General features: G+C 70.1%; 20 protein-coding genes. 11 read left to right on the plus strand and 9 right to left on the minus strand.

Translation table 11 applies throughout. From position 1 onward, the window contains the following. Positions 1-75: 75 nt before the first annotated feature. On the minus strand, positions 76-2,019 hold the full coding sequence (locus PZE19_RS00860; protein WP_277858689.1) for a redoxin family protein: 1,944 nt from the start codon (positions 2,017-2,019) through the stop codon (positions 76-78). A gap of 242 nt (positions 2,020-2,261) precedes the next feature. Here PZE19_RS00860 and PZE19_RS00865 point away from each other — a divergent pair, with 242 nt between their 5' ends. From PZE19_RS00865 to PZE19_RS00875, 3 genes are all read left to right on the plus strand, one after another. Continuing rightward, positions 2,262-2,666: a GntR family transcriptional regulator gene (locus PZE19_RS00865; protein ID WP_277858690.1), complete on the plus strand. Its 405-nt coding sequence runs from the start codon at positions 2,262-2,264 to the stop codon at positions 2,664-2,666. 34 nt (positions 2,667-2,700) lie between these two features. Beyond that, entirely contained in the window at positions 2,701-3,603 is a 903-nt protein-coding gene (locus tag PZE19_RS00870; RefSeq protein ID WP_277858691.1) for a slipin family protein, read from the plus strand. 66 nt (positions 3,604-3,669) lie between these two features. Beyond that, positions 3,670-4,782: an alpha/beta hydrolase gene (locus PZE19_RS00875; RefSeq protein WP_277858692.1), complete on the plus strand. Its 1,113-nt coding sequence runs from the start codon at positions 3,670-3,672 to the stop codon at positions 4,780-4,782. 11 nt (positions 4,783-4,793) lie between these two features. Here PZE19_RS00875 and PZE19_RS00880 read toward each other — a convergent pair whose 3' ends face one another. Beyond that, complete coding sequence (locus tag PZE19_RS00880; protein WP_277858693.1) at positions 4,794-5,939, minus strand: hypothetical protein; 1,146 nt, start codon at positions 5,937-5,939, stop codon at positions 4,794-4,796. 149 nt (positions 5,940-6,088) lie between these two features. Between PZE19_RS00880 and PZE19_RS00885 the strand changes: the two genes are divergently transcribed. The 3 genes from PZE19_RS00885 to PZE19_RS00895 all read left to right on the plus strand — a co-directional run bounded on the left by PZE19_RS00885 (position 6,089) and on the right by PZE19_RS00895 (position 10,572). Beyond that, positions 6,089-6,826: a class I SAM-dependent methyltransferase gene (locus tag PZE19_RS00885; RefSeq protein ID WP_277858694.1), complete on the plus strand. Its 738-nt coding sequence runs from the start codon at positions 6,089-6,091 to the stop codon at positions 6,824-6,826. Between the two features lie 104 nt (positions 6,827-6,930). Continuing rightward, positions 6,931-8,688, plus strand: a complete 1,758-nt coding sequence (locus tag PZE19_RS00890) for a DUF885 family protein (RefSeq protein ID WP_277858695.1) — start codon at positions 6,931-6,933, stop codon at positions 8,686-8,688. A gap of 42 nt (positions 8,689-8,730) precedes the next feature. Next, complete coding sequence (locus tag PZE19_RS00895) at positions 8,731-10,572, plus strand: FAD-dependent oxidoreductase (RefSeq protein WP_277858696.1); 1,842 nt, start codon at positions 8,731-8,733, stop codon at positions 10,570-10,572. Between the two features lie 7 nt (positions 10,573-10,579). Here PZE19_RS00895 and PZE19_RS00900 read toward each other — a convergent pair whose 3' ends face one another. Beyond that, complete coding sequence (locus PZE19_RS00900; RefSeq protein WP_277858697.1) at positions 10,580-10,867, minus strand: DUF5076 domain-containing protein; 288 nt, start codon at positions 10,865-10,867, stop codon at positions 10,580-10,582. Positions 10,868-11,143: 276 nt separating this feature from the next. Here PZE19_RS00900 and PZE19_RS00905 point away from each other — a divergent pair, with 276 nt between their 5' ends. Then, positions 11,144-12,598, plus strand: coding sequence for a sigma-54-dependent transcriptional regulator (locus PZE19_RS00905; protein WP_277858698.1), 1,455 nt, complete (start codon positions 11,144-11,146; stop codon positions 12,596-12,598). A gap of 27 nt (positions 12,599-12,625) precedes the next feature. Here PZE19_RS00905 and PZE19_RS00910 read toward each other — a convergent pair whose 3' ends face one another. Together PZE19_RS00910 and PZE19_RS00915 are read right to left on the minus strand one after the other, a co-directional pair. Further along, on the minus strand, positions 12,626-13,021 hold the full coding sequence (locus PZE19_RS00910; protein WP_277858699.1) for a hypothetical protein: 396 nt from the start codon (positions 13,019-13,021) through the stop codon (positions 12,626-12,628). A gap of 109 nt (positions 13,022-13,130) precedes the next feature. After that, positions 13,131-13,967 carry a transglutaminase-like domain-containing protein gene (locus PZE19_RS00915; RefSeq protein ID WP_277858700.1) on the minus strand — a complete coding sequence of 279 codons (837 nt, stop codon included), beginning with the start codon at positions 13,965-13,967 and terminating at the stop codon, positions 13,131-13,133. 242 nt (positions 13,968-14,209) lie between these two features. On the opposite strand from PZE19_RS00915, the gene PZE19_RS00920 reads away from it, so the two are divergent. From PZE19_RS00920 to PZE19_RS00930, 3 genes are all read left to right on the plus strand, one after another. Further along, positions 14,210-14,950 carry a proteasome-type protease gene (locus PZE19_RS00920; protein ID WP_277858701.1) on the plus strand — a complete coding sequence of 247 codons (741 nt, stop codon included), beginning with the start codon at positions 14,210-14,212 and terminating at the stop codon, positions 14,948-14,950. Positions 14,951-15,198: 248 nt separating this feature from the next. Next, entirely contained in the window at positions 15,199-18,456 is a 3,258-nt protein-coding gene (locus tag PZE19_RS00925; RefSeq protein ID WP_277858702.1) for an efflux RND transporter permease subunit, read from the plus strand. 136 nt (positions 18,457-18,592) lie between these two features. Further along, positions 18,593-19,837: a serine hydrolase domain-containing protein gene (locus PZE19_RS00930; RefSeq protein ID WP_277858703.1), complete on the plus strand. Its 1,245-nt coding sequence runs from the start codon at positions 18,593-18,595 to the stop codon at positions 19,835-19,837. Positions 19,838-19,898: 61 nt separating this feature from the next. On the opposite strand, the gene PZE19_RS00935 is transcribed toward PZE19_RS00930, so the two are convergent. Together PZE19_RS00935 and PZE19_RS00940 are read right to left on the minus strand one after the other, a co-directional pair. Next, positions 19,899-21,617 (minus strand): M3 family oligoendopeptidase, encoded by a 1,719-nt coding sequence (locus PZE19_RS00935; RefSeq protein WP_277858704.1) that lies wholly within the window; start codon positions 21,615-21,617, stop codon positions 19,899-19,901. A gap of 85 nt (positions 21,618-21,702) precedes the next feature. Next, complete coding sequence (locus PZE19_RS00940) at positions 21,703-22,002, minus strand: hypothetical protein (RefSeq protein WP_277858705.1); 300 nt, start codon at positions 22,000-22,002, stop codon at positions 21,703-21,705. Between the two features lie 239 nt (positions 22,003-22,241). Here PZE19_RS00940 and PZE19_RS00945 point away from each other — a divergent pair, with 239 nt between their 5' ends. Next, a complete protein-coding gene (locus PZE19_RS00945) occupies positions 22,242-23,282 on the plus strand; it encodes a TIM barrel protein (RefSeq protein ID WP_277858706.1) in 1,041 nt (346 codons plus the stop codon). Positions 23,283-23,458: 176 nt separating this feature from the next. Here the strand turns inward: PZE19_RS00945 and PZE19_RS00950 are convergent, their stop codons facing one another. Further along, on the minus strand, positions 23,459-24,100 hold the full coding sequence (locus tag PZE19_RS00950; protein ID WP_277858707.1) for a PEP-CTERM sorting domain-containing protein: 642 nt from the start codon (positions 24,098-24,100) through the stop codon (positions 23,459-23,461). Between the two features lie 301 nt (positions 24,101-24,401). Next, entirely contained in the window at positions 24,402-25,955 is a 1,554-nt protein-coding gene (locus tag PZE19_RS00955; protein WP_277858708.1) for a sulfatase family protein, read from the minus strand. Between the last annotated feature and the right edge of the window lie 52 nt (positions 25,956-26,007).

The raw sequence follows: 26,007 nt of genomic DNA on the forward strand, positions 1-26,007 counted from the left end.
GAAAGGCCGGAGCCCCCCGAACGCGTCGGGAGGCTCCGGCCTTTGGATTCGATGGGGCGAGGGGCTCGCCGGGCCTTACTTGACGCCCACCGCCACGGCGGCCGGCTTGGCGGCCAGGGTCTTCTCGAGCTGGCGTTCGACCTCGGAGGCCGAGCGGAGGTTGCGGTTGACGACCTTGCCCTGGGCGTCGACGAGGAACATCGTCGGCAGCGAGATGATCCCGTAGTCGACCGCGAGCCGGCCGTCGATGCCGTTGGGCTCGAAGATCTGGGGCCAGGGGAGGTTGTGCTCCTTCTGGAACTTCTCGAAGTCGGCCTTTTCGTTGTCGAGGCAGACGCCCACGACCTGGAACCCCTTGTCGCGGTTCTTCTCGGCGATCTTGATCAGGTCGGGCAGCTCGCGGCGGACCGACTGGCCGCCCCACGAGGCCCAGAAGACGACCAGCAGCGTCTTGCCCTGCAAGGCGGAAGTGTCGATGGTCGCGCCGTCGACGCCGGCGCCCTTGACGGCCAGCGGCTTGCCCTCCAGGTCCAGCCGCCGCAGCGCGCCGGCGGCCTTCTTGCCGGCCGGGGTCTCCGGGAAGTCGGCGACGAGTTTGGCGTAGTCCTCGCGGGCCTTGTCCTCCTCGGCGTTGAACTCGTTGGAGCTGGCCAGCTGCAGCCAGACTTCGGACGCCTCGTCGGACTTGGGGAACTGCTTGAGGAAACCCTCCAGGTCGGTCATCCACTTCTTCTGGTTGGCCACGAAGTTGCCCGTGGGCTCCTCGTTCCGCATGACGAACTCGCCGCCGATCAGGCGGTACGCGGCGTAAGAGGCGAGCTTGCCGGGGACCTTGACGATCGCCTCGATCGCCTCTCGGCCCTTGGACCATTCGCCGGTCTGATACGCCAGGACCATGCTGTCGACGGCCTGCTTCTCGTAGCCGAGCTTCTCCTCGGGGTCTCGGGCGGCGTCGGCGACGGCCTTCAGGAGCGCGACCCGCTTGAGGTGATACTGGGCGATCGACCGCTTCTCGCCGCTGGTGAGGACGGCGACGTTGGCCTTGTCGAACTCGGCCAGGGCCCGCAGGGCCTTCTCCATCCCCTCGTCGCGGGCGCCGCCGCCGGAGCCGGCGGCCGTCTCGTAGAGCGACGAGCGGATGCCCGTGGCGGCGGCGACGACCGGCTTCTCGGGGTCGACGGCGCGGGGCAGCTCGACGAACTTCCAGACGTCGCCGAGCTGGATCATCTCGGCGACCTGCAGCATCGAGAGCTTCGCCGCGGGCGCGCCGGCGGCGGCCGGGGCGCTCGTGAAGATCATGGCGTTCTCGTAGAGGACGAGGTCCTTGGCGACGCCCGCCGCGGGATCCGCGGGGATGGCGTGCGGCATCGCACCGTCGAACCGGTTCCAGGCGAGCTTGCCCAGCGCCTTGGCCAGCGCCGCGACCTGCTCGGCCCGCTGCTCGGGGGTGGCGGCGACCTTGGCGACGACCGCGGCGGGCAGGCCGGCGGCCGTCAGCTCCTTGGGCGTGGCCACGAGCGACTCGACCAAAACCGCGTCGCCGGCCGCGATGGCCTGCACCGCGACCTTCGAGGCCTCCTCGGCCGAGAGCCGCTTCCAGCCGACGATCTTGTTGTCCTGGACGGTCGCGATCCGGGTCCCGCCCGAGTTCATCCAGCGGCACTCGTCGAGCCGGCGGTCGCCGTCCAGGTCGCTCTCGCGGTAGACCTCGAAGCCGTCCTGGTAGTAGCTCCACTGGGTCAGGAACTTGCCGCCGTTGGTGATCACGAACCGCCGCAGCAGCTTGCCCTGGCCGTCGCGCAGGGCGTAGCCGATCGGCCGGTTCTGGGCGTCGGTCACCGTCTCGACCTTGCAGGCGTCGATCGCGGCCTGGTCCGCCGGGGTCTCGTAATCGACGCCGCTCTGCTGCGTCGGCTTGATGTCGAGCATCTTCTGCGGCGACGTTTCGGCCGCGCGGGCCGCGGACGCCCCCACACCCAACCCGACCGCCAGGGCCGCCGCGAATCCGAGTCTCCGCATGAGCTTCTCCTTAAACCCGGCCGTCGAGGACCGCCCCGGCGACGCCTCCGTGCGCTCGCGCCCCACGCCGCGACCGCGGCTCGCCCGGGGCGCGCCGGTCCCATGGGCGCGATCCCGAGAGTTGACCCCAGGTCGCCCCTTTCGTCCAGAGCGACTTGGCCGAAATCCCGCCCGCGCCACGACTCGGTTGACAATGCCGATTCGACTTGTACCATTGAACTAGAACAATGGGGCAAGCGACCGTGTTTCAACTCGACTCCCACGACCCGACGCCGCTCTACGCCCAGCTCGAACGGGCGATCCGGACGGCCGTCGCGACCGGGGCGCTGGCGGCCGGCGACCGGCTGCCGACGGTCCGCCAGCTCGCGGTGGACCTGCGCGTCAACGCCAACACGGTGGCCCGGGTCTACGGCGAGCTGGAGCGGGCGGGCCTGCTGGAGACCCGGCGCGGGGTGGGGACGTTCGTCGCGTCCCCCGGCGTCGGCGCGGCGGGCCGTCCCGAGCTGAAGAAGCGGCTCGACGCCCTGGGCGATCGGTACCTGTCCGAGGCGCAGGCCCTGGGGTTCTCGGCCCGCGAGGCGATCGCGGCGCTCGAGGCGAGGCTTTCAACCGAGAGAGGTCGTCATGGCGATCACACGCGTGGATAGTCGTTCCAGGCAGGTCCGAATGGAGGCCCCCAGCATGAACGGTCTGAACTTCATCGGGTTCCTGCTGTTCGCGGCGAGCGTCGCCGGCAGCATCGTCGCCGCCGTCCTGTCGGGCCGGTTCTGGATCGTCTTCCCGGGGATCGTCCTGGGCCTGATCCTCGCCGGCTCGCCGCGGATCGCCAAGCAGTGGGAGCGCGCCGTGGTGCTCCGGCTGGGGCGATACGCGGGGCTGCAAGGCCCGGGCCTGTTCTGGATCGTCCCGTTCGTCGAGCGGATCTCGGCCTGGGTCGACCAGCGGACCATCACCACCAGCTTCGCCGCCGAGGAGACCCTGACCTCCGACACCGTCCCCGTCAACGTCGACGCCGTCCTCTTCTGGATGGTCTACGACCCCGAAAAGGCGGCGCTCGAGGTCCAAGACTACAAGGAGGCCGTCTCGTGGGCGGCGCAGACGGCCCTCCGCGACATCATCGGCCGCACGCCCCTGACCGTCCTGCTGAAGGGCCGCGAGCAGATCGAGGCCGACCTCCAGAAGCTGATCGACGAGCGCTCGAACCCCTGGGGCGTCACCGTCCACTCGGTCGAGATGCGCGACGTGATCATCCCCGAGTCGCTCCAGGACGCCATGTCGCGCGAGGCCCAGGCCGCCCGCGAGAAGGAGGCCCGAATCATCCTCGGCCAGGCCGAGGTCGAGATCGCCCACCTCTTCCACGAGGCCGCCCGGCACTACGAGGGCAACCCCACGGCGCTGCACCTGCGGGCCATGAACATCCTCTACGAGGGCCTGAAGGAGAAGGGCGCGCTCATGCTCGTCCCCAGCACGGCCGTCGAGTCGATGGGCCTGGGCGGCCTGATGGGCGCGGCGGCGCTCCGGCAGCAGGCCCTCAGCACGCAGGAGGGGGGGCCGGCCTCCTCGGGGAACGGTCTCGTCGTATAATGGGCCTCGGCCGTCGACCTTGCGGCGGCCCTCCCGGCACGACGCGACCCGAGGCCGCCGATGGGCATGATGCGACGATCCCCGCGACCCTTCCTCCTCCTGGCGGCCGCCTTCGCGCTCGCCCCCCCGGCGGCCGCGCAGGCCCCGCCGCCGCCGACCGAGGCCCCGGCCTACACGGACCACGCCGACCTGCTCGTCGTCCGCGACGCCAGGGGGGCCGAGCGGCCCGTGGAGAGCGTCGCCGACTGGGAGGCCCGCCGGGGCCACGTCCTCGCCCACCTCCAGGAGGTCATGGGGCCGCTCCCCGGCCCGGAGCGGCTCGCGCCCCTGGACTGGAAGGTCACGGCCGAGTTCCCCGAGGACGGCTACGTCCGCAAGAGGATCGAGTACCAGGCCGAGCCCGGCGACCGCGTGCCGGCCTGGCTCCTGATCCCCGACGCCCCCAAGGAGGGCCCGGCGACGAAGCGGCCGGCGATGCTCTGCCTGCACCAGACCATCGCCATCGGCAAGGACGAGCCCGCCGGCCTGGGCGGGAAGCCCGACCTCGCCTACGCCCGCGAGCTGGCCCGCCGCGGCTACGTGACGCTCGCCCCCGACTACCCCAACTTCGGCGAGTACCCGCGCGACGTCTACAAGATGGGCTATGCCAGCGCCTCGATGAAGGCGGTCTGGAACGGCAAGCGGGCGGTCGACCTGCTCAGTTCGCTCCCCCAGGTCGACCCCGAACGCATCGGCGTGATCGGCCATTCGTTGGGCGGCCACAACGCCATCTTCACGGCGCTCTTCGAGCCCCGGCTCAAGGTCGTGGTCACCTCCTGCGGCTTCACCGCCTTCCCCTATTACTACAAGGGAGACGTCGCCGGCTGGTCGCACAAGGGCTACATGCCCCGTCTCCGCGAGAAGTACGGCCTGGACCTGAACAAGATCCCGTTCGACTTCCCCGAGCTGATCGGGGCGCTCGCCCCCCGCCCGTTCTTCACCTGCTCGCCCCTGCGCGACGCCAATTTCGACTCCGAAGGCGTCCGCGTCTGCATCCGCGCCGCCCGGCCCATCTACGGCCTCTACCACGCCGAGGACGACCTCGTCGCCGAATACCCCGACGCCGAGCACTCCTTCGAGCCCGAGACCCGCATGAAGGCCTACGAGTTCCTCGACCGGCACCTGAAGCCCGCGCACTGAGGCCCGACGGCTCAGCCCGGCTCGCCGACGCGGAACTCGGTCGCGGGCGACTTCAGGCCGGGGAAGGCCGACCGCAAGACCCGGCCCCCTTCGCGGCGTTCGAGGCCGAACGGCCCGTCGCCGAAGGGGTCGCGGAGGGCCCGGAATGCGTCCTCGCCGTCGCGGACGAGGGCGAAGCCGGCCCGGAGCATCACGCGCAGGAGGGCCTGCCGCTCGACGGCCGCGGCGATCCCTCGGGCGGCCTCGACGAGCCCCGCGGCGAGCGGGGCGTCGTCCCGGCGGGCTCGCGCGAAGGCGTCGAGGGCCTCGTCCCGCCCGCCGCGGGGCAGGTCGAGCCGCCGGCCCAGCTCGGCGAAGTCCGGGACCGTCGCGTCCAGGTGGGCGAGCAGCTTCGCGCGATCCCCGCCGGTCAGGCGCCTCAGCGCGGCGATCTCGGCGTCGTCGCAATCGAGCCGCTTCCAGCCCTCGTCGTCCACCACGGCCCCCATCGCCGCGAGGCGGCCCCGAAGCGTCCCGAGGATGAACCGCGACTCGGGACCGATCGTTCCCGAGGGAGGAGCGACCGGCGGTAGGCCGTCCAGGCGATGGGCGAGCCGGTCGAGCGCGGGCCGGTCCAGGCGCGTGAGGACCCGTCCCAACGTCTGGAGCGTGACGGCCTCGTCGGCGCATTCGAAGAGGCGGGCGATGAACGGCCCGTCCGCCCCGACCCGCCGCGCGTAGGCCAGCGCGGAGAAGGCGTCGTCCAGCGCCTCGTCGAACCGCCTCGCCTCGACGAGCCGCCGGACCGACAGGCAGGTCATGCGGACGATGTGCCGGTTGGCGATGCCGAGGCGGTCGCGATCGATGTCCGCGGCGGTCATCTCGTCGTCACCCCACCGGCAGGCGTCGATCTTCGCCGCCTCGCGGATCGCCTCCAGCGCGGGGCGAGACTCCTCGATCCAGCGGTCGACCTCCGGCCCGAGCCTCGCCGTCTCCAGGGCCTCGCGGGCCTCCCCCCACCGCTCCGAAGGGACCTTCCTGACCCAGGCAAACGCCCGTCGGTAGGCGTCCGCCGCATTCGGCGCTTCGTCGCCTGCCCCGGCCCACGCGTCTATCCCCCGAAGCCGGCCGAGCCAGGTCGTCAGCGAGAGGGAGCGAAGCAGTTCGCGGCGGAGCATGAGGGTTCCTCTTCGTCGGGGCTTCCGGCCTGCGCCGGCGGATTTCGCCTCCGGATCCTATGGCGAGTCATCCTCGGATCCTATGGTGGATCGCGGGGTTCGCGCCCGGCGCGCCGCAGCATCTCGTCGCAAGAGAGAGGGGGCAGGCCTTGTCGACCGACTACGACGCGATCGCCGGGGATTACAAGCGGGCCAAGCAGCAGCCCTGGCGGTCGTTCATCGAGGCGTTCACGCTGATGGAGCTGGTCGGCGACCCGACCGGGGCCGCCGTGGTGGACCTGGCCTGCGGGGAGGGCCATTACACCCGCCGGCTGCGGCTGCTCGGGGCGTCGAAGGTCCTGGGCGTCGACCTCTCCGAGGGGATGATCGCCCTGGCCCGCGCCGAGGAGGCGGCGCGGCCCGTCGGGGTCGACTACCTCGTGGGGGATTGTCGAGAGCTGGGCCTGCCCGGCGAGTTCGACCTGGCCGTCGCCGCCTACCTGCTCAACTACGCCCGGGACCGCTGCGAGCTGGCTGCGATGTGCCGGGGCGTCGCCCACTGCCTGAAGCCGGGCGGCCGGTTCGTCACGGCCAACACGAACCCCGGGCTCGATTTCGACCGCCTGCCGTCGTTCGCCGCCTATGGGTTCGACGTGGAGGCGGCCGGAGCGCTGCGGGAGGGGACGCCGATCACCTGGACGTTCGACCTGGAGGACGGTACTCTGCGGGTCGAGAATTATCACCTCGACGCATCGGCCCACGAAGAGGCGCTCCACGACGCCGGGTTCCGGGACGTGCGGTGGCGTCTCCCCCGGCTCTCTCCGCTGGGCGAGGCGGCGAAAGGGCGGGCCTACTGGGAACCCTTCCTGTCCCATCCTCCGGTCATCTTCATCGAGTGCCGGAAGTAGCGCGGCAGTTGCGACGGGCCCGGATCGGGCGCATACTCGGCGAGCCCGCGCGGCCCTTCAGCCGGAGGCCCGCCCACACCCCGGGAGATCGTGGAACGATGCGGATGCGTGGATTCGTCGCGGCCTTCTGCTTGCTCGCGGCGTCGGCCGACGGGATCTCTCGGGCGGGCGACGTGGAGGTGGGCCCGATCGGCTCATTGGTGGCCGAGTCGACGAGCGAGATGGCCCCCGCGGTCGTCCGCTGGGCGGTCGACGGCTCCGACGCGAAGGGCCCGCGCGAGGTCGACTCGTGGGAGGGCTCGCGCCGGCGCAGCCGGGAGTTCGCCGCGGCCTGGGCGGCGCGGCTGCGGGAGATGGACTTCGACGCCCTGGGCCTCGAAGGCAAGATCGACTACCTGCTGCTGGCCAACGAGCTGAGGGCGACGGCCGAATCGGCGAAGTTCGTCGCCGGGCGCGACGCCGAGGTCGCGCCGTTCGTCCCGTTCGCGGCGGCCGTCGAGGCGCTCGTCGCGGCCCGATATCGGCTCGTTCCCGTCGATCCGGAGAAGGCCGCGGGCACGCTCGTGGCGATCCGCAAGCAGGTCGACGAGGTGCGCAAGCAGGCCGAGGCCCGCAAGCCCGACGACAAGATCCCGGCCCACCTGGCGGACCGCGCGGCGGGCGTGATCGAGGCCAACCGGCGGGCGCTGGCGGGGTGGTTCGAGGGCTATGACGGATTCGATCCGCTCTTCTCTTGGTGGACCCGCGACCCCCATCGCAAGGCCGACGAGGGCCTGCGCGAGCTGGTCAAGTACCTCCGCGAGACCGTGGCGGGCGTCAAGGACGGCGACCGCTCCGCACTGGTCGCGCCGCCGATCGGCCGCGAGGAGATCGAGGCCGCGCTCCGGGCCGAGATGATCGCCTACTCACCCGAAGAGCTGCTGGCCGTCGGCGAGCGGGAGTTCGCCTGGTGCGACGCCGAGCGCAGGAAGGCCGCCGCCGAGCTGGGCTTCGGCGACGACTGGAAGGCCGCGGCCGACAAGGTCAAGAAGGATCACGTCGAGCCCGGCGGCCAGTATCGGATGATCCGCGGGCTCGTCGAGGAGACCCTGGCGTTCGTCGACGCCCGCGACCTGGTCACCATCCCGCCCCTCGCCCGCGAGAGCTGGACCGTGCACACCACGCCGGCCGACGACCAGAAGCATCAGCCCTACTACTTCTACTCCGGGGGCGCCATCAGCATGGCCTACCCCGCCGACCGCATGGACCACGAGGGCAAGCTCATGGCCATGCGGTCCAACAACGTGCACTTCACCAAGAACCTGGCGATGCACGAGCTGATCCCGGGCCATCACCTCCAGATGTTCATGAACGCACGGCACCAGCCGCACCGAAGGTCGTTCGGCACCCCGTTCTGGACCGAAGGCTGGGCCCTGTACTGGGAGATCCTGCTCTGGGACCTGGGCTTCCCGAAGACCCCGGAAGACCGTTTGGGCCTGCTCTTCTGGCGCACCCACCGCTGCGCCCGGATCGTCTTCTCCCTGAAGTACCACCTGGGCAAGATGACCTCGCAGGAGGCGATCGACTACCTCGTCGACCAGGTCGGCCACGAACGCTCGAGCGCCGAGGGCGAGGTGCGTCGGTCGCTGGCCGGCGGCTACGGCCCCCTGTACCAGGCGTCGTACATGCTGGGCGGGCTCCAGTTCCGGGCGCTCAGCAAGGAACTCGTCGATTCCGGCAAGATGACCCACAAGGCGTTCCACGACCGCATCCTGACCGGCGGGCCGATGCCCGTCGAGCTGGTGCGGGCCCGCCTCACCGACGCGAAGCTCACGCGCGACTTCACGCCGTCCTGGAAGTTCGCCGGCGAGGCCCCGAAGTGAGCACGCCAACCCTTTCGATCACCCCTCACGACGGCCCGAACGATGAATGACCACTTCGGACTTCGCATCTGGGCTCTCGTCGGGATCCTGGCCTTCTCGCCGGGGCGGGCGCGTGCGGCCGACGCGACCTTCGACGTGGTCGTCGTCGGGTCGACGCCCGGCGGGATCATGGCGGGGGTCGCGGCGGCGAGGGCCGGGCGGACGGCGGCGATTTTGGAGCGCGGGACGCACGTCGGCGGGCTGCCGGCGAACGGCCTGGGGGCGACCGACATCGGCACCCGGGGGGCGACGGGCGGGCTCTTCCTGGAGTTCGTCGGCCGCGTCAAGCGGCATTACGTCGCGACCTACGGGGCCGACTCGCCGCAGGCCCGCGACTGCTCCGACGGCTATCACTTCGAGCCCCGCGTCGCCGAGCAGGTCTTCGAGGGCCTGATCGCCGAGCACAAGGGCCGGCTGGCCGTCTTCCGTCGCCGCCAGTTCGACGCCGAGCCGGCGAACGTCGACCGGGAGGCCGGCCGGCTCGTCGCGATCCGGGTCCGCGATCGCGATTCCGGCGCGGTCGAGACCTACCGGGCGAAGGTGTTCATCGACGCGACCTACGAGGGGGACCTCGCCGCGGCCGCCGGCTGCGCGTACCGCGTCGGCCGCGAGGGCCGCGACGAGAACGACGAGCCGATGGCCGGCCGACTCTACAAGGCCTGGGGCGGCGTCCCGGGCCCCGGCTCGACGGGCCAGGCCGACAACGCCATCCAGGCGTTCAACTACCGCCTCTGCCTGACGAGGAATCCCGAGGACCGCGTCGAGGTCGCCAGGCCCGCTCGATACGACCGCGACGAGTACCTTTCGCTGGCCGACGACGTCCGGGAGGGTCGCACGACGGCGCCCGGCGGCAAGGCCGGCAAGTCCATGGCCCTGGCGTGGGATTCCATCGGCCGGATCGTGAACCCCGTGGCGATCCCCAACGGCAAGGTCGACGCCAACAACCAGCACTGGAACTTCCTCTCGTCCGACCTCCCGGAGGAGAACTGGCCCTGGCCGACCTCGGGATGGGACTGGCGAGACCACTTCGCCGGGCGCCTCCGCGACTACACGCTGGGCCTCCTGTATTTCGCCCAGAACGACCCCGCGCTGCCTGAGGACTTCCGCGCCCGGTGCCGCGAATGGGGCCTGGCGAGGTCCGAGTTCGCCGACGACGGCCACTTCCCGCGCCAGGTCTACGTCCGCGAGGGTCGTCGCGTCGTCGGCGAGTATTCCTTCGCGGCGAAGGACGCCGTCCCGACCAGGCCCGACGGCCGCCCGCCGATCCATGCCGACAGCGTCACCGCCAGCCACTACGCGCTCGACTCGCACGCCGTCCGCAAGCGCGAGCCGGGACGGGCGCACCTCGACGGCTTCTTCAGCTCGCCGAGCCGGCCCTACACCGTCCCGTACGGGGTGATCGTCCCGAAGAAGGTCGACGGCCTGCTGACGCCCGTGCCGGTCTCGGGCACGCACGTCGGCTTCAGCACCCTGCGGATGGAGCCCTGCTGGATGGCCCTCGGCGAGGCCGCCGGCGAGGCCGCGGCGCTCGCGATCGAGGCCGACCTCGCGCCCCGCCGGGTCGCCGTCGCCGCCCTCCAGGAACGCCTCGTGAAGCATGGCGCCGTCTTGATGTACTTCCGCGACATGAAGCCCGGCGACGCCCACTTCGAGGCCGTCCAGCTCATGGCCCTGCGCGGCTGCCTGGAGCCCGACGCCTGGCTCGCCCGCCCCGACGATCCGGTCACCGAGGCGGAGGCCCGCCGCTGGATCGAGAAGTCCGGGGCCGCGGGCGTGAGCCCGGACGAGGCCCGGAGCCTGAAGCGAGGGGAGCTGCTCGACCGGCTCCGGCGAGCCTCGAAGTGACGGACCGTCAGCCGTCCGTCGCGTGGGTCGGGTGGTCCCACTCGGCGTCGAAGCCCTCGCGGATCCGCGCCAGGACCTCGGCCGCCTCGCCGCCTTGCTCTGCGGCGAAAGCCTTCGCCACCTGCCGCGCCAGGTCGACGAGCATCAGCCCCCAGGCCGCCGGGTCGTCCCAGAGCGTCGCCGCGAGGCTGGCCCGTTGGCCCTCCGAGGTGATCCAGACGCGCGCGATCTCCACCGCCCGGGGGTCGAGGGCGACGTCGGCGGGAGGGGGCAGGGGGCCGGTCCTGGGATCCATGGGGCGGGTCCTCGTCGGGTTCGGGTCGGTCGATTGTACGTCCGTCGCCGCCCGCGACGCGACGGGGCAGGCGCGGAGGGATCGCAGGCGGCGGAGGGCCTGAGAATCTGGGGGTCGCCGGGATTTTCGGCTTGAACGCGGGGAGTGACCTGGTATAGTCACGGATGAGACGATAGAGCCGGATAAATGCGCGTCGCGCTCTTTCGCATCATGGCGGCTCGGGCCTCGGCCCGGCAACAACAGGATTGGACATCGCCTCAACTGGATGAGGGCGCCATGGATCGACGCATCCTCGTTGTGGAAGACAGCGAGCTCTACTGCCAGCAGCTCGATCAGATCCTCTCCGGCCCCGGTCGCGAGGTGACGATCGTCCACGACGGCACCGCGGCCCTGGAGCTGCTCGTCGAGAAGTCGTTCTCGCTGGTCATCACCGACCTGAACCTTCCCGACGTCAACGGGATCGACCTGATCCGCGAGATCCGCTCGCGAGACATGCCGGTGACGATCATCGTCATCAGCGGCCAGCCCAGCGTCGAGTCGGCCGTCGAGGCCATCCGCCTGGGCGCTTACGACTTCGTCGTCAAGCCGATCGACCCCGAGCTGTTCCAGCACCAGGTCGAGAAGGCGCTCAAGGATCGGACCCTGACCGACGAGATCGCCCAGCTCAACACCAAGCTCCGCCGCCGCTTCGCCTACCACAACATCCTGGGGCGGAGCCGGCGGATGGCCGAGGTCTTCGCCCGGGTCGAGCGGGTCGGCTCGTCGCCTTGCACCGTCCTGATCACGGGCGAGACCGGCACCGGCAAGGAGCTGGTCGCGCAGGCGATCCACCAGAGCGACGTCACCCGCAGCGGCCGGCTCGTCACCGTCAACTGCGCGGCGCTGCCGGAGCACCTGCTGGAGAGCGAGCTGTTCGGCCACGAGCGGGGGGCCTTCACCGGGGCCGACCGCCAGCACGTCGGCCGGTTCGAGGCGGCGGCCGGCGGCACGCTCTTCCTCGACGAGATCGGCGAGATGCCGATCGGCATGCAGGCCAAGCTGCTCCGCGTGCTCCAGGACGGCCGCTTCGAGCGCGTCGGCGGCGCCGAGCCGATCCAGGCCGACTGCCGGGTCCTCGCCGCGACCAACGTCGACCTCGCGGAGGCCGTGGCCGAGGGCCGGTTCCGCAGCGACCTGTATTACCGCCTCAACGTCGTCGCGATCGAGACCCCGCCTTTGCGCGAGCGGCTCGACGACATCCCGCTGCTGGTCCACCACTTCCTGCACAAGCTGGAGGAGCGCGGGCTGCCCGCCAAGACGATGTCGCGGGCGACGCTCTCGCGGCTGCTCCGCTACGACTGGCCGGGGAACGTCCGCGAGCTGGAGCACGTCCTCGAGCTGATGGTCCTCACCACGCCCGGCCCGAGCATCGAGCCCGAGAACCTCCCCCCCGAGATCGTCCCCCGCCGCGAGGAGCCGTTCAGCCTCGACTTCGACCACTTCCGGCCGCTCCAGGAGCTGACCGAGGAGTTCACCCAGCGGATCGAGAAGGCCTACCTCGCCCGCGTGCTGGAGAAGTACCGCGGCCGCATCGACCAGTGCGCCGCGCACTGCGGCCTGTCGCGGCGGAGCATCAGCGAGAAGCTTCGCCGCTACCAGATCGACAAGGCCGACTTCAAGCCCGCCAACCGCCGCGCCCGCAAGGCCCCGCCGAGCCCTTCGCCGTTCGCCGCCTCGTTCGACGTGGCGTGAGGCCGGCCGGGTCGACGCCCCGCGTCGTCAGTCCGGCGGCTCGACCCGCCAGTTGAATTCCTCCTGGAAGTCGTCGAAGCAGGTTCGGCAGACCCACCACTCCTGGCCGTTCGCGTTCGCGACGTAACCGAATCGCTGGATGCTCGGGTGGTCCAGTTCCATGAACGTCTGCCGACACATGGCGCAGTGTTCATGGCTCCAGATGTAGGTGGGATCTTCCCGAGGGGCGACGTACTCCTCCCATCGGAAGCAAGCTCCGACGAGGAATCGGCGGCTCCAGTCCCACTTGAAGGATCGCCAGTCGAATTCGGAGCCGCAGTGGTGGCAGGTCGCCACGAAGAGAGGGGTCGCGATCTGGTCTTCGCCGGGGGTCGCGACCCACGCGTCACAGTCTGGGCAGTGGACCCAGCCCTTATTTCGCATCGAGAGAGCGTCAATCGAGGACGCTGACGGGGATGCCTGGAAAACGTCGGAAAATCGACGGGTCGATCCTAACCGGGGGGATGAAGCCCCGCAACGTCGATCGGCGTCGTCAGGGGTGGACCTTGGTCTCGCCCGAAGCGTCGGTGACCTCGTCCGTCCAGACGACGAACTTCTTGAGGGTCGAGGGCCCGAAGCTGGTGGTGATGGCGACGTCGACGGCGTCGCGGCCCTTGGCCATCAGCAGGCGGCCGATCCGCCGCCGGTTGTGGCGGGCGTCGAACGTGTGCCACCGGCCGCCCAGGTAGACCTCGAACCAGGCGCTGAAGTCCATCGGGTCGGGCGAGATGGGCACGCCGATGTCGCCGAGATAGCCGGTGACGTACCGCGCGGGGATGTTCATGCAGCGGCAGAAGGCCACGGCCAGGTGGGTGAAGTCGCGGCAGACCCCCTGCTGCTCGATGTAGGCGTCGTACGCCGTCTTGGTCCAGCGCGCGTACTGGTAGCCGAAGGTGATGTGGTTGTGGACCCAGTCGACGATCGCCTGGACGCGGCCCCAGCCTCGCGGGGTGTTGCCGAAGAGGTTCCAGGCGATGTCGCTGAGGCGGTCGACCTCGCAGTACCGGCTCGCCAGCAGGAACGGCATCACCTCGGTCGGCAGCTCCTGGATCGGGATCTCCTGCGCGTCGGGCGCCGCGGGGTCGGCCAGGCCGTCGACCTCGACGACCGCGTCGTTCGTCAGCCGGAGGACGCCGGCCGGGGCGAGGATCCGCCGCGAGCGGTTGCCGAAGCCGTCGGTGAAGTCCGTCACCGCGACGGCCGGCTCGACCGCCAGCGCCTCGGGACGCACCAGCGCCGGCTCGACCGACGGATGGACGCGCAAGAGCATCATCATCGGAATGGGCGCCGGGACGTCGAACTGGATGTCGTAGCCGATCCTGATGAACATGGGCCCGCCCGTGAGAAGGGGGATTGGCGAGTCGGTTTCGTGAACGGCGGCTCGCGCGAGAGGTGCGAAAATCATACCAACGCCCCAAACCCGCGTCCATCGACGACCGATTTTCGGATGTCTTCATGAGCAGGCGTGGCGTTGAAAGCCTTGCCAGGGCCCGCCGCCAGATGGTATTCAAGCTCTGGGGGATTTCGGGCGCGGGGGCTCGATCGGGCGATGCGGCGCGGAGGCTGGGCACGATGACGTATTGCGTAGGCATCATCACGAAGGACGGCTTCGTGGCGGCCTCGGACTCGCGGACCAACGCCGGCTACGACCAGGTGAACGTCTGCCGGAAGATGCACCTTTTCGAGGGCGTCGGCGACCGCGTCTTCGTGGCCATGACCAGCGGCAGCCTGTCGTGCAGCCAGTCGATCGTCACCCTGCTCCGCAAGGATTTCGAGGCCGGCAAGGGGCTGGCCGCGGTCGAGACCATGTACGACGCCGCCCGCTGCGTCGGCGAGCAGGTCCGCCGCGTTTCCGAACAGGACCGCAAGGCCCTGGAGCAGGACGGCTTCAAGGTGAACGTCCACGTCTTGCTGGCCGGCCAGATCCGGGGCCGGCCCCACGACCTGTATATGGTCTATCCCCAGGGGAACCCCCTGCGCGCCACCGAGGACTCGCCCTTCCTCCAGATCGGCGAGTGCAAATACGGGCGGCCGATCCTCGACAGGGGGGTCCGCTACGAGCGGACCTCGCTGGAGGACGCCGCGCGCTACGCCCTGATCTCGATCGACTCGACCCTGCGCTCGAACGTCACGGTCGGCCCGCCCATCGACCTCCTGGTCTACGGCAAGGACGAATTCACCCTCGACCGCCGCCGCCGGTTCCCCGACCGCGACCCCGACCTCGCCACCATCCACGTCCAGTGGGAGCACGCGCTGCGGCAGGCCGTCCAGGCCCTCCCTCCGGTCGATTTCGCCCCCGACCCCGACCGCTGACGGTCGGCTCCCGCCTCGTCCCCCCTCGACGCCGCGCGGGTTGAACATTAAAATGTTTGAATGATCCCGCCAGGGCCGGGCCGCGCCGAGATCCCTCGATGGGGGCGGCGTCGCGCGCCGGCCCGGGGGGGATTTCGGGGAGGTCGGTCGCGGCGGCTCGCCGCCGGGCGGCGGGCCTGGAACGATGGAGGTCGGTCCGGGGGCGTCGCCGGGCCGACGCGGTGCGCAAGCGGACGGAAGGCGATTCGATGGTTCGCGCGATCATTTCCTGGAGCCTGCACAACCGCTTGATCGTCCTGCTGGGCGTCGCGGCCCTGATCGCGGCGGGCGTCTACTCGGCGCTGCATTTGGACGTCGAGGCGTATCCCGACCCGACGCCGCCGCTCGTCGAGGTGATCACCCAGAACCCCGGCGCCAGCCCCGAGGAGATGGAGCGGCTGGTGGGCATCCCGCTGGAGACGGCTCTCAACGGGATGAAGGGGCTGAAGTACCTGCGGAGCACGTCGCTCGCCGGCCTGAACGACATCAAGTGCATCTTCGAGTACGGCACCGACTACTGGGCCGCGCGCCAGGAGGTCATCAACCGGATCTCGTTCGTCGGCAGCCTGCCGGCGGGCGTGACGCCGTCGCTGTCGCCCTGGAGCCCCACCGGCGAGATCATCCGCTACGTCCTGGACGGCGACCGCTACACGCTCAACCAGCTCAAGGCCGTGCAGGACTGGGTGCTGGGCCGGGCCCTGAAGACCGTGCCGGGGGTGATCGACGTCACCGGCTTCGGCGGCACGGTGAAGCAGTACCAGATCCTCGTCGACCCCCGCCTGCTGCGGCAGTACCAGGTGTCGATGCAGCAGGTCGAGGACGCGATCAACGGCTCGAACGCCATCGTCGGCGGCGACGTCCTGATGCTGGGCAGCCAGGCGCACAACGTGCGGGCCGTCGGCCTGCTGGGCAAGGGGCTCGACCCCCTCGACCCCGAGAACGCCCCCCGGGCGCTGGCGATCGAGATCGACAAGCTCGAGGACCTCAACAAGGTCGTCGTGACCTCGCGCAACGGCGAGCCCGTCTACCTGCGGCAGGTGGCGACGACCGTCGTCGGCTCGCGGCCCCGCCTGGGCGTGGTCGGCCGCGACGGCCGCGACGACGTCGTCGAGGGCATCGTCCTGATGCGCAAGGGCGAGCAGGCCCTGCCCACGGCCGAGGCCGTCCGCAAGAAGTTCGAGGAGATCGAGCAGGAGAAGCTCCTCCCCGAGGGGATGCGGATCCAGGTCTTCAACCAGCGGACCGACCTGGTCCACGTCACGACCCACAACGTGCTGCACAACCTCGTGGTCGGCATGGCGCTGGTGGTCGCGGTCCTGTTCGTCTTCCTGGGCGACTTCGCCAGCGCGGCGATCGTGGCGATCATGATCCCGCTGGCCCTCCTGTTCTCGATCACGGTCCTGTACTTCCGCCACGAGTCGGCCAACCTGCTGTCGATCGGGGCGGTCGACTTCGGGATCATCGTCGACAGCTCGGTCATCATCGTCGAGAACATCTACCGCCACCTGACCGCCCACGGCTCCGACCGCTCGCGGCCCTTGATCGACCGGATCATCGACGCGTCCAACGAGATCGAGCACGCGCTGTTCTATTCGACGACGATCATCGTCTGCGCGTTCATCCCGCTGTTCTCGATGTCCGGCCCCGAGGGGGCGCTCTTCGGCCCGATGGCCAACACGTACGCGTTCGCCATCCTCGGGGCTCTGATGCTGGCCCTGACGCTGGCCCCGGTGCTCTGCTCGTTCTTCTTCAAGAACAAGACGCACGAGGCCGACACGATCGTCGACCGGCTGATGAAGAAGCGGTACCTGCACAACCTCGACCGGGTGCTGAACCACCGGTTCCTGACGATGCTGCTGATGGGCGGGCTGATGGCCGCGACGGCCCTGATGATCCCGACCCTGGGCGGCGAGTTCATGCCCCAGCTCGAGGAGGGGAACCTCTGGATCCGCGCCATCCTGCCGCGGACGGTCTCGCTGGAGGCGGCGGCGCAGATGGCCCCGAAGCTGCGGGCGGCGATCGCCGAGACGCCCGAGGTCCGGGGCGTGATGTCGCACGTCGGCCGGCCCGACGACGGCACCGACGTCACCTCGTACTTCAACGTCGAGTTCAACGTGCCGCTGCGGCCGATGGAGGAGTGGCGGCCGGGGATGACCCGCGAGAAGATCCAGGTCGAGATGGCCGAGCGCTTCAAGGCGTTCGCGGGCGTCAACTTCAACTTCTCGCAGCTCATCCGCGACAACGTCGAGGAGGCGCTCTCGGGCGTGAAGGGCTCGAACTCGGTCAAGCTCTTCGGCAACGACATCCAGTCGCTCGAGGAGGCGGGGCAGCGGGTCGTCAACGTGCTCGACCGCGTCCCCGGGATCGAGGACGTCGGCCTCTTCCACATCGTCGGCCAGCCCAACCTGGAGATCGAGATCGACCGGGCCGCCTGCGCCCGCCACGGGATCAACATCTCGGACGTCGAGGACGCCGTGCAGGTCGCCATCGGCGGCCGCTCCTTCTCGCGGATGGTCGAGGGCGAGAAGCTCTACGACATCGTCCTGCGGCTCCCCCCCGCTCTCCGCGACGACCCCGAGGTCATCAGCCGGATCATGATCGACGTCCCCGGCCGCGGCGACGCCGCCGGCTACCGCGTCCCGCTGGCCCAGCTCGCCGCGATCCACGCCCACAAGCCGGGCGCCTCGTACATCTACCGCGAGAACAACCGCCGCTACATCCCCATCAAGTTCAGCGTCCGGGGCCGCGACCTGGCCTCGGCCATCGCCGAGGCCCAGCGCAAGGTCGACGACCCCGCCGGGGGGGCCAAGCTGCCGCGCGGCTACTCGCTCGTCTGGTCGGGCGAGTTCGCCCAGATGCAGCAGGCCAACGCCCGGCTGATGTGGATCGTGCCGCTGGCGATCGGCCTGATCCTGATCCTGCTCTACATGGCCTTCAACTCCACCAAGGACGCGCTCCTGGTGATGGCCAACGTGATCGCGGCGACCATGGGGGGCATCTGGGCGCTGAAGCTGACCTCGACCCCCTTCTCGATCTCGGCGGCGGTCGGGTTCATCTCGATCTTCGGCGTGGCGGTGCAGGACGGGGTGCTGCTGATCTCGTACTTCAACCAGATGCGCGGGGCCGGCCTGCCGGTGCGCGAGGCGATCATGCACGGGGCCGAGCTGCGCGTCCGGCCGGTCGTCATGACGTCGCTCACGGCGGCCCTCGGCCTGCTGCCCGCGGCGATGGCCCACTCGATCGGCTCGCAGGCGCAGAAGCCGCTGGCGATCGTCGTCGTCGGCGGGATGCTGGTCACCCTCTTCCTGACCCGCTACCTCATGCCCGTCCTCTACAGCTTCTTCCCCGGCCCGCGGGGCCAACGCGCCGACGCCGAGGCCGAGATGATGATCGAGGGCTCCCACTACGCCGAGGAGATCCTCAAGGAAGACGACTGCGACCCGATCCCCGAGGTCGACGACGCCTGACTCGGCGATCGAGGGCGACGCGGACGAACCCTCGAGATTCCTGGATTCTTCGACGGGCCGACGCTACATTTTGAGGTCCCCGATCGTGCACAGACGCCGTTCGGGGCCGGATCCACAAGCGTCGAGAGCCCGCTCCATGAAGACGACGAAAGGCCGATCGAGCCGTCGGCGCATCCCCTCGTTCGAGGCGGTCGAGGCTCGCCGTTTGATGACGACCGTCCCGGGCGGTGCGTCCGGGCTGGTCGCCGCCGCCTCGCACGGACGCCCCGCCGGCATGCGTCAGGGCGGGGCGACCCAGGTCGAGGTGCAGGCGCTTCGGACGCCGGCCGGGGCGAGAGGCCGGCTCTCGCCCGAGGTCGTCCGGGCGCTCGACGCCGAGATCGATCGGGCCGTCGCCCAGGACGGGCTTCCGAGCGCGGCCGTGATGATTACGATCCCCGGCTCGAGGAGTTACGTGGCCGTCCGGGGCGAGGCCGACCTGCGGACCGGGCGTGCGAGGGGCGCCGCCATGCCCTTTCGGATCGCGAGCATCACCAAGTCGTTCACGGCGACGGCCGTGCTCCAGCTGGCCGACCGCGGCAAGCTCAGCCTGGACGACCCCCTCGCGAAGTGGTATCCGGACTTCCCCCACGCGGACTCGATCACCGTCGACGACCTGCTGCGCATGCGCAGCGGGATCCCCGACTCCCTCGGGCACGACCTGCTGGGGGAATATTACGCCGACCCCCTGATCCGGATCACGCCGCAGGAGAGCATCGACAAGGCCGCGTCGATGGCCCACGACTTCCAGCCGGCGGACCGGGAGACGGTGTACAACAACCTCAACTACATCTTCCTCCAGGAGATCGTGGCCAGGGTCGCCGGCCGCGACCTGGGGGCGCAGATCCGGCGGTCGATCCTCCGGCCGCTGGGCCTGACCACCACGTCGTACCCGACCGGCGACCGCCTGCCGGGGCCGCTCCGGGGCTACAGCCTCGACGCGGAGGCCGGCCGGCCGGTCGACAAGACGGTGCTCAACCCCGCGGTGGCCGGCGGGGCCGGGGCGATGATATCGACGCTCCGCGACCTGACCGTCTACGCCCGGGCGCTCGGCACCGGGACGCTCCTGAAGCCCGAGACCCAAGCGGCCCGCCTCCAGGGCGAGACCCTGGCCGGGGCCCCGGACTTCGTGAAGTACGGCGAGGGCGTCGAGATGATCGGCCCGTTCGTGGGCCACAACGGAACGATCTTCGGATTCAGCAGCGAGATGTTCTACCTGCCCGCCTTGCGCGCGACCATCGTCGTCGACGTCAACCGCCTTGACGTCGACGACGTGAGCCGGTCGACGCCGCTGTTCCTGAGCCTCGCCAGGATCGCCTTCCCCGAATACGTCCTCTGGTAAGGCCGGACGCCTCGCGTGCCGCCTCCCCGGGGATGGGGCGGGCGGCCGCGATCGCGAGGCTTCACGGCGCCAGGTGGGACAGCTCCTCGCCGATGGCCGCCATGAGGGGGGCGATGGTCTCGGAGTCGAACGCGAAGCGGGCGCCGGCGGCTTCGAAGAGCTGGGGCAGGGGCCTCGCGCCGCCGATGGCCAGGGCGCCGCGGTAGGCGGCGACGGCCCCGGCGCGGTCGGTCAGGCTCCGCTTCCAGATCTGCAGGGCGCCGAGCTGCGCGACGCCGTACTCGATGTAGTAGAACGGGTACAGGAAGATGTGCAGCTGGCGGTGCCAGGAGTGGTCACGCGCCTCCTCCAGCCCGGACCAGTCGACGTCGCCGCCGAACCGCGCGACCAGGCCCCGCCAGGCGCCGCGGCGGTCGTCGCGGGTGTGGTCGGGGTTGGCGTAGAGCCAGTGCTGGAAGGCGTCGACGGTCGCGATCCAGGGGAGGATCGTGACGATCCCCTCCAGCAGCTTGCGGTAGGACCGCTCGGCCTTCTCCGGGTCGTAGAACGGGTCGGCGACCCCCGCGCCGAGGAGTTCCATCGTCATCGACGCGACCTCGCAGAACTCCAGCGGGCTCTCGCGGTAGGCGGCCAGCGGCTCGCCGCGCGAGGCCAGGGTGTGGAAGGCGTGGCCCCCCTCGTGGAGCAGGGTGCGGACGTCGCCGTCGACGCCGACGGCGTTCATGAAGATGAACGGCAGCCGGTCGGCCTCGAAGTTGGTCTGGTAGCCGCCGGGGGCCTTCCCCTTGCGGTTGGCCAGGTCGAGCAGGCTTCGCTCGCGCATGTACGCGAACTGGGTGCCGAGGTCGGGGTCGACCTCGCGGAAGATCGTCTCGGCCCCCGCGGCGAGCCGCTCCACGTCCTCGAACGGCTTGAGGGGGGGCCGGCCCAGCGGGTCGGCCGCGACGTCCCAGGGGCGCAGAGATTCGACGCCGAGGTGCTCGCGGTGGGCCCGGTGGATCTCGGCCGCCAGGGGGACGACGGTCTTCTCGATCGCCTCGTGGAACTGGCGGGCCTCGGCCGGTCCGTAGTCGAACCGCTCGCGGTTGCGGTAGGCGAAGCCCACGTAGTCGTCGAAGCCGGCCTCGCGGGCGATCTCGATCCGCAGGGCTTTCATCTCGTCGAAGAGGTCGTCGAGCATCGCGCGGTCGGCCAGCCGGCGGTCGGCGGCGAGCGTCCAGGCCTGGCGGCGGACCTCGCGGTCGGGCGACTCCAGGAACGGCGAGAGCTGGGCCAGCGTCCGCTCCTGGCCCTGGAACTCGACGGTCATCGCGCCGACGGCCTTCTGGTACTTCTGCTCCAGCTCGGCCAGCCGGGTCTCGCGGGGGATGTTGGCCTCGCGGTAGAGCGCGCGGCGGTTCTCCAGCGAGCGGTCGAACACGTGGTACCGCGGCTTCGAGAGCCCGGCGCGGCCGGGGGCGTCGAGGTACTTGTTGCGGACCTTGTCGAGGTAGGGCTTGAGCCGGGGCTCGACGTCGCGGACGAATTCGAGGTACGCCGCCTCGCGCGCCGGGTCGTCGGTCTGGCAGGTCATCGCGACGTAGCGCGCGGTCCCTTCCTGGCCGACGGCCGCGTTCAGCTCGCCCGAGGCCGTGAGGAAGGCCTCGACCTGCTCGGGCGCGTCGACTGGCAGTTCCAGCAGCTTCCGATACCAGGGCTCGATCTGCTCCCACGTCTTCAGCTCGACGCCCTCGGGGAGCCAGCGGCGGGGGAACGTCTCGGGAACGAAGGTCGTCGTCATCGGGCCTGCCTTGTATTCCTTCGGTCGGGGGTTGGTCGTCGATCCGTCGTCGCGGCGCGGGCGGTCGGGCTCGGTCCGGGCCGGCTCAGGGGACGCTCAGCTGGATGCACCAGGCGCCGACGAAGAGCCAGAACGTCATGCCGACGGTCCCCAGGGCGAGCACGAGGGTCGTCGCGGCGAGGGCCTCGGCGTGCTCCAGGAGGCCGCGGGCCAGGCCGATCGAGCCGATCGTCTGGAACAGCGCCATGACCGCCGCGAGGCCCAGGAAGACCTCGCCGATCCCGGTGATGAAGACGATGACGCCGATCCGCCCCGCGGGGTCGCGACACATCGCCATGACGACCGCCAGGACCAGGATGACGAACGCCAGAGTCTGGATCTTCACCCCGCCGGCCCTCCCCGCCCGGCCGCCGATTCGCACCGCGCCGCTCCTGGGATCATCCCCGGCCGGCCCGACCCCTGTCAACGTCGCGCGTCCTCGGCGGGCGGGGGGCCGCAGGACCATTGAGCGGCCGGCCGGCTTCGGTTATGAGTACAGGGACCGACGGCGATCCGCCCGTCGACGCCCCCCTTGCGAGCGAGGCGCCCCCGGCGCGCCAGCCAGATCCCCGGAGCATCCGACGCATGAGCACCCCGACCAAGTACCGCTTCACCTTCGGCCCCTGGAACATCAGCCAGGGCGCCGACCCGTTCGGCCCGACCGTCCGCAAGGAGATGGAATACGCCCGCAAGCTGAAGACCTACAAGGAGCTGGGGTTCGACGGCGTCCAGTTCCACGACGACGACATCGTGCCGGCCGACCTCGACTGGCAGGCCACGCTGAAGGGGACCGCCGAGGTCAAGAAGATCCTCGACGGCGAGGGCCTGTTCGTCGAGATCATCGCCCCGCGGCTCTGGGAGGATCCCCGCACCATCGACGGCGGGTTCACCTCGAACGACCCCAAGGAGCGGCAGTACGCGATCGACCGCGCCAAGCGCTGCGCCGACCTGGCGGACGAGGTCGGCTGCAAGAACTACGTGCTCTGGCTGGCCCGCGAAGGGACCTACATCCGCGAGGCCAAGTGCGCCAAGACGGCCGTGGCGCGGATCGTCGACGCCTGGAGCGCGATCCTGGAGCATAACAAGTCGATCCGGATCCTCGGCGAGGCCAAGCCCAACGAGCCGACCGACTCGGCGTTCATCCCCACCGTCGGCCACATGATGGCGATCGGCTACAAGACCGCCGACCCGGCCCGCTCGGGCGTGCTGATCGAGAGCGCCCACTCGCTGCTCGCCGGCCTCGACCCGTCCGAGGACATGGCCTTCGCGCTCTACCACGGCAAGCTCTGGAGCGTCCACCTCAACGACCAGAACGGCCTGAAGTACGACCAGGACAAGACCTTCGGCTCCGTCGACCTGCGGCGGGCGTTCAACCAGGTCTGGGTCCTCGACAAGAACGGCTTCGGCCAGGACGGCGAGTGCGTCGGCCTCGACGTCAAGGCCATGCGCACGACCACATTCGAGGATTCGCTCAAGCACCTGTCCAACTCGAAGACCCTGTTCCTCCGCATCCTCGACATCGTCCGCGCCGTCGACGAGAAGAAGGTCGAGGAACTCCGCGCCGCGAAGAAGTATGAGGAGCTCGAGATGCTCATCATGGACATGCTGATGGGCAAGAAGGGCTGAGACTCGCCCGTCTCGCGAGAAAGAGGCAGGAGCCGAAGCCGGGGACGGAGCCCCGCCCGCCTGGGACGGCCGAGGAAAGCGGACCGGGAGCGAGCGACTTCCATGCCGGGTGCTCGCCCCCGATCGCGGCCTGCGTAGATCGTCGCTCGACTGGAACTGCCGGACCGCTGGGCCGGTCAGGACGTCGTGCGTCCGCGCCGACGCGCCAGGCCCAGCCCGCAGAGGCCGACGAGCATCAACGCCATGGACGTGGGCTCGGGCACGGCGGCGCCGTAGACGACCGAACCCGGGGAGGTGAATTCGGGGGCGCCGAAGATCGGGAGCAGCCCCGAGATCGTGCTGCCGATCGGCGTCACCGGGACGTTCGGATCGTCCGTGACGGCCGTGATCAGATGGTAGCTGAGAAACATTTCGTCGAAGACGAGCCCCTGCGTCAGGAAGATCGTATTCGTGCCGACGTGGACGTACCTCTGCTCGGCCCCGACCTCGCTGGTCGTCAGGACGTCGACGCCCGCGTTCTTGAGCGTCAGGGTGAAATCGCCCACGCGCAAGCCGGCCTCCTGCACGCCGAAGGCCATGAGGGGGAAGGAAAACGTGTCGGCCAGCACCTGCCAGGCGCCGCCCTGGGCCTTGATGTCCCACGTGAACGTGTCGTCGTCGAACAGCGTCGTGCCGACGATGGTGTCGCTGCCCGGCGCCTGGCTCGCTAGCCCTCCGCCGAAGTAGAGCACGCTGAAATTGTAGCTGGTCCCCGCCTCGGCGCGGGGGGCCGCTGCGAGCGCGAGGCCGGCGAGCAGCAGCAAGCAAGTTCTACGCATGAGATCGATTCCGCATCCTCGGGTGCCATCGTGGTTGTGGTGGCCGCAGGCGAGGATCTTATAGATCCACCTCAATTAATGCCACCTTGTTTCCTTTTTTCGTCATTTTTGGTGAAGCATTGATCAATGTTATGGACCAAATTGCGAACGAATTTCATCGGATTTCGATTCTGGCTCACATGGCAAGGCTATCGAGGGGCGATGGTCTTAATTGCTTAGTCGATCCGTAAACGAATCGTTGCAAATCGGATAATATTTTAGGCGACTCCTGTCGTGGCGGTGGTCAAAAGATCGTGGGACTTCACATGTGCCTGCCGGCCCAGGGATTGGGCCTGTCGCGGGGGGTTAGGCACCAGCCGATCGTCTGGCGCTCGGTGAGGCCGGCGGGGATCGGCTTGGGGCCTTCCCAGGTCGCGCGGAACCGCTCGCTGAGGCTGCGGAGCAGGGCGGCCTTCACGGCGGCGAGGCGGGGGTCGGCGGCGAGGTCGGTCGTCTCGTCGGGGTCGGCCTGGACGTCGTAAAGCCGCTCGTAGGGGCCGGTGGGCGGGTTCGAGGGGGCGTAACCGTCCTTGCGCGCGCGGCGTCCGGTGCCGACGATCAGCTTGTAGCGGTCGGACCGGGCCATCGCCTCCTCGTTCTCGTTGTACTCGCTGAAGACGACCGGCCGGCCCGCGGCCCCAGGCGCGCCGACGACCAGGCCCGACTGGTCGATCCCGTGCAGGCCCGGCGGGATCGGCTGGCCCAGCAGGCTGAAGATCGTCGGCAGGACGTCGACCAGCTCGACGAGGTCCGTCACGCGCCGGCCCGCCGGCAGCCGGCCGGTCTGGCGGACGATCAGGGGCACGCGCACGGCGGGCTCGTAGAAGCAATGCTTCTCGAACCGGCCGTGCTGGCCGAGCATGTAGCCGTTGTCGCTCAGGTAGACGACCAGGGTGTCCGCGCCGTGCCCCTCGTCGTCGAGCGCCCGGACCAGGCGGCCGATCTGCTCGTCGACGAACGCGGCCGAGGTGTAGTAGGCGGCCTGGACGCCCCGGACGTCGGCCTCGGAGAGGGTGCGGAAGACCTTCGGCTGCTCGATCCGGTCGCGCTCGCTGAGTCGCCAGGCCGGGAACTGCTCGGGCCGGAACCGGCCGCGGGACTCCTCCGGGAAGTGGAACGGGGCGTGGGGCTCGTAGAAGCTGACGACCAGGGCGAACGGGCGGCCCGCGTCCGCCTTCATGAACCGGATCGCGCGGTTGACGAAGTAGGTGGCGTCCATCGACTCGGCGTCCAGGCCCGCGTCCTCGACGCGGGCGTTGAGCCAGGTCGCGGGCGGGTCGATCATCGGCCGCCAGGGCTTGCGGCGGTCGCCGCGCGGAGGGGGGTGCGAGCCGATGTGCTTGAGCCACTCCGCGTAGTCGCGACGCAGCTCGAACCCGTGAGAAGACGGGCCGTTGAAGTGCATCTTGCCGATCGCCGCCGTGCGGTAGCCTCGCTCGCCGAGCAGATGGCCGAGCGTGCGCATCGATTCGGGCAGGGCCGTGGGGAGGCGGGTCACGCCCGTGGCGTGGGGCAGCTTGCCGGTGATGAACGACTGGCGGCTCGGGGTGCACAGCGGCGCGTTGCAATACGCCCGCTCGAAGTAGACGCCTTGCCGCGCCAGAGCGTCGAGATGGGGCGTCGCGCCGTGGGGGTCTCCGGCCGCACCGAGCGTCCCGGCCGCATGGTCGTCGTCGACGATGAGCAGGAGGTTCGGCGGCCGTCGCGCCGCGTCACCCGCGAAGGCCTGTGGAGCGGCGAGCAGGATGGCGACCGCCAGCCGCGCCAGGACGACCGCGACCCTCCCCGACCTCCGCCGCAAAGATTCGTCGTCCACGGCCATTCCTCCTTGACCGGCTGCGGCGCGGAACGCCGTCTCCTGGATCATC

This window comes from Paludisphaera mucosa (assembly GCF_029589435.1).
Lineage (GTDB): Bacteria > Planctomycetota > Planctomycetia > Isosphaerales > Isosphaeraceae > Paludisphaera > Paludisphaera mucosa.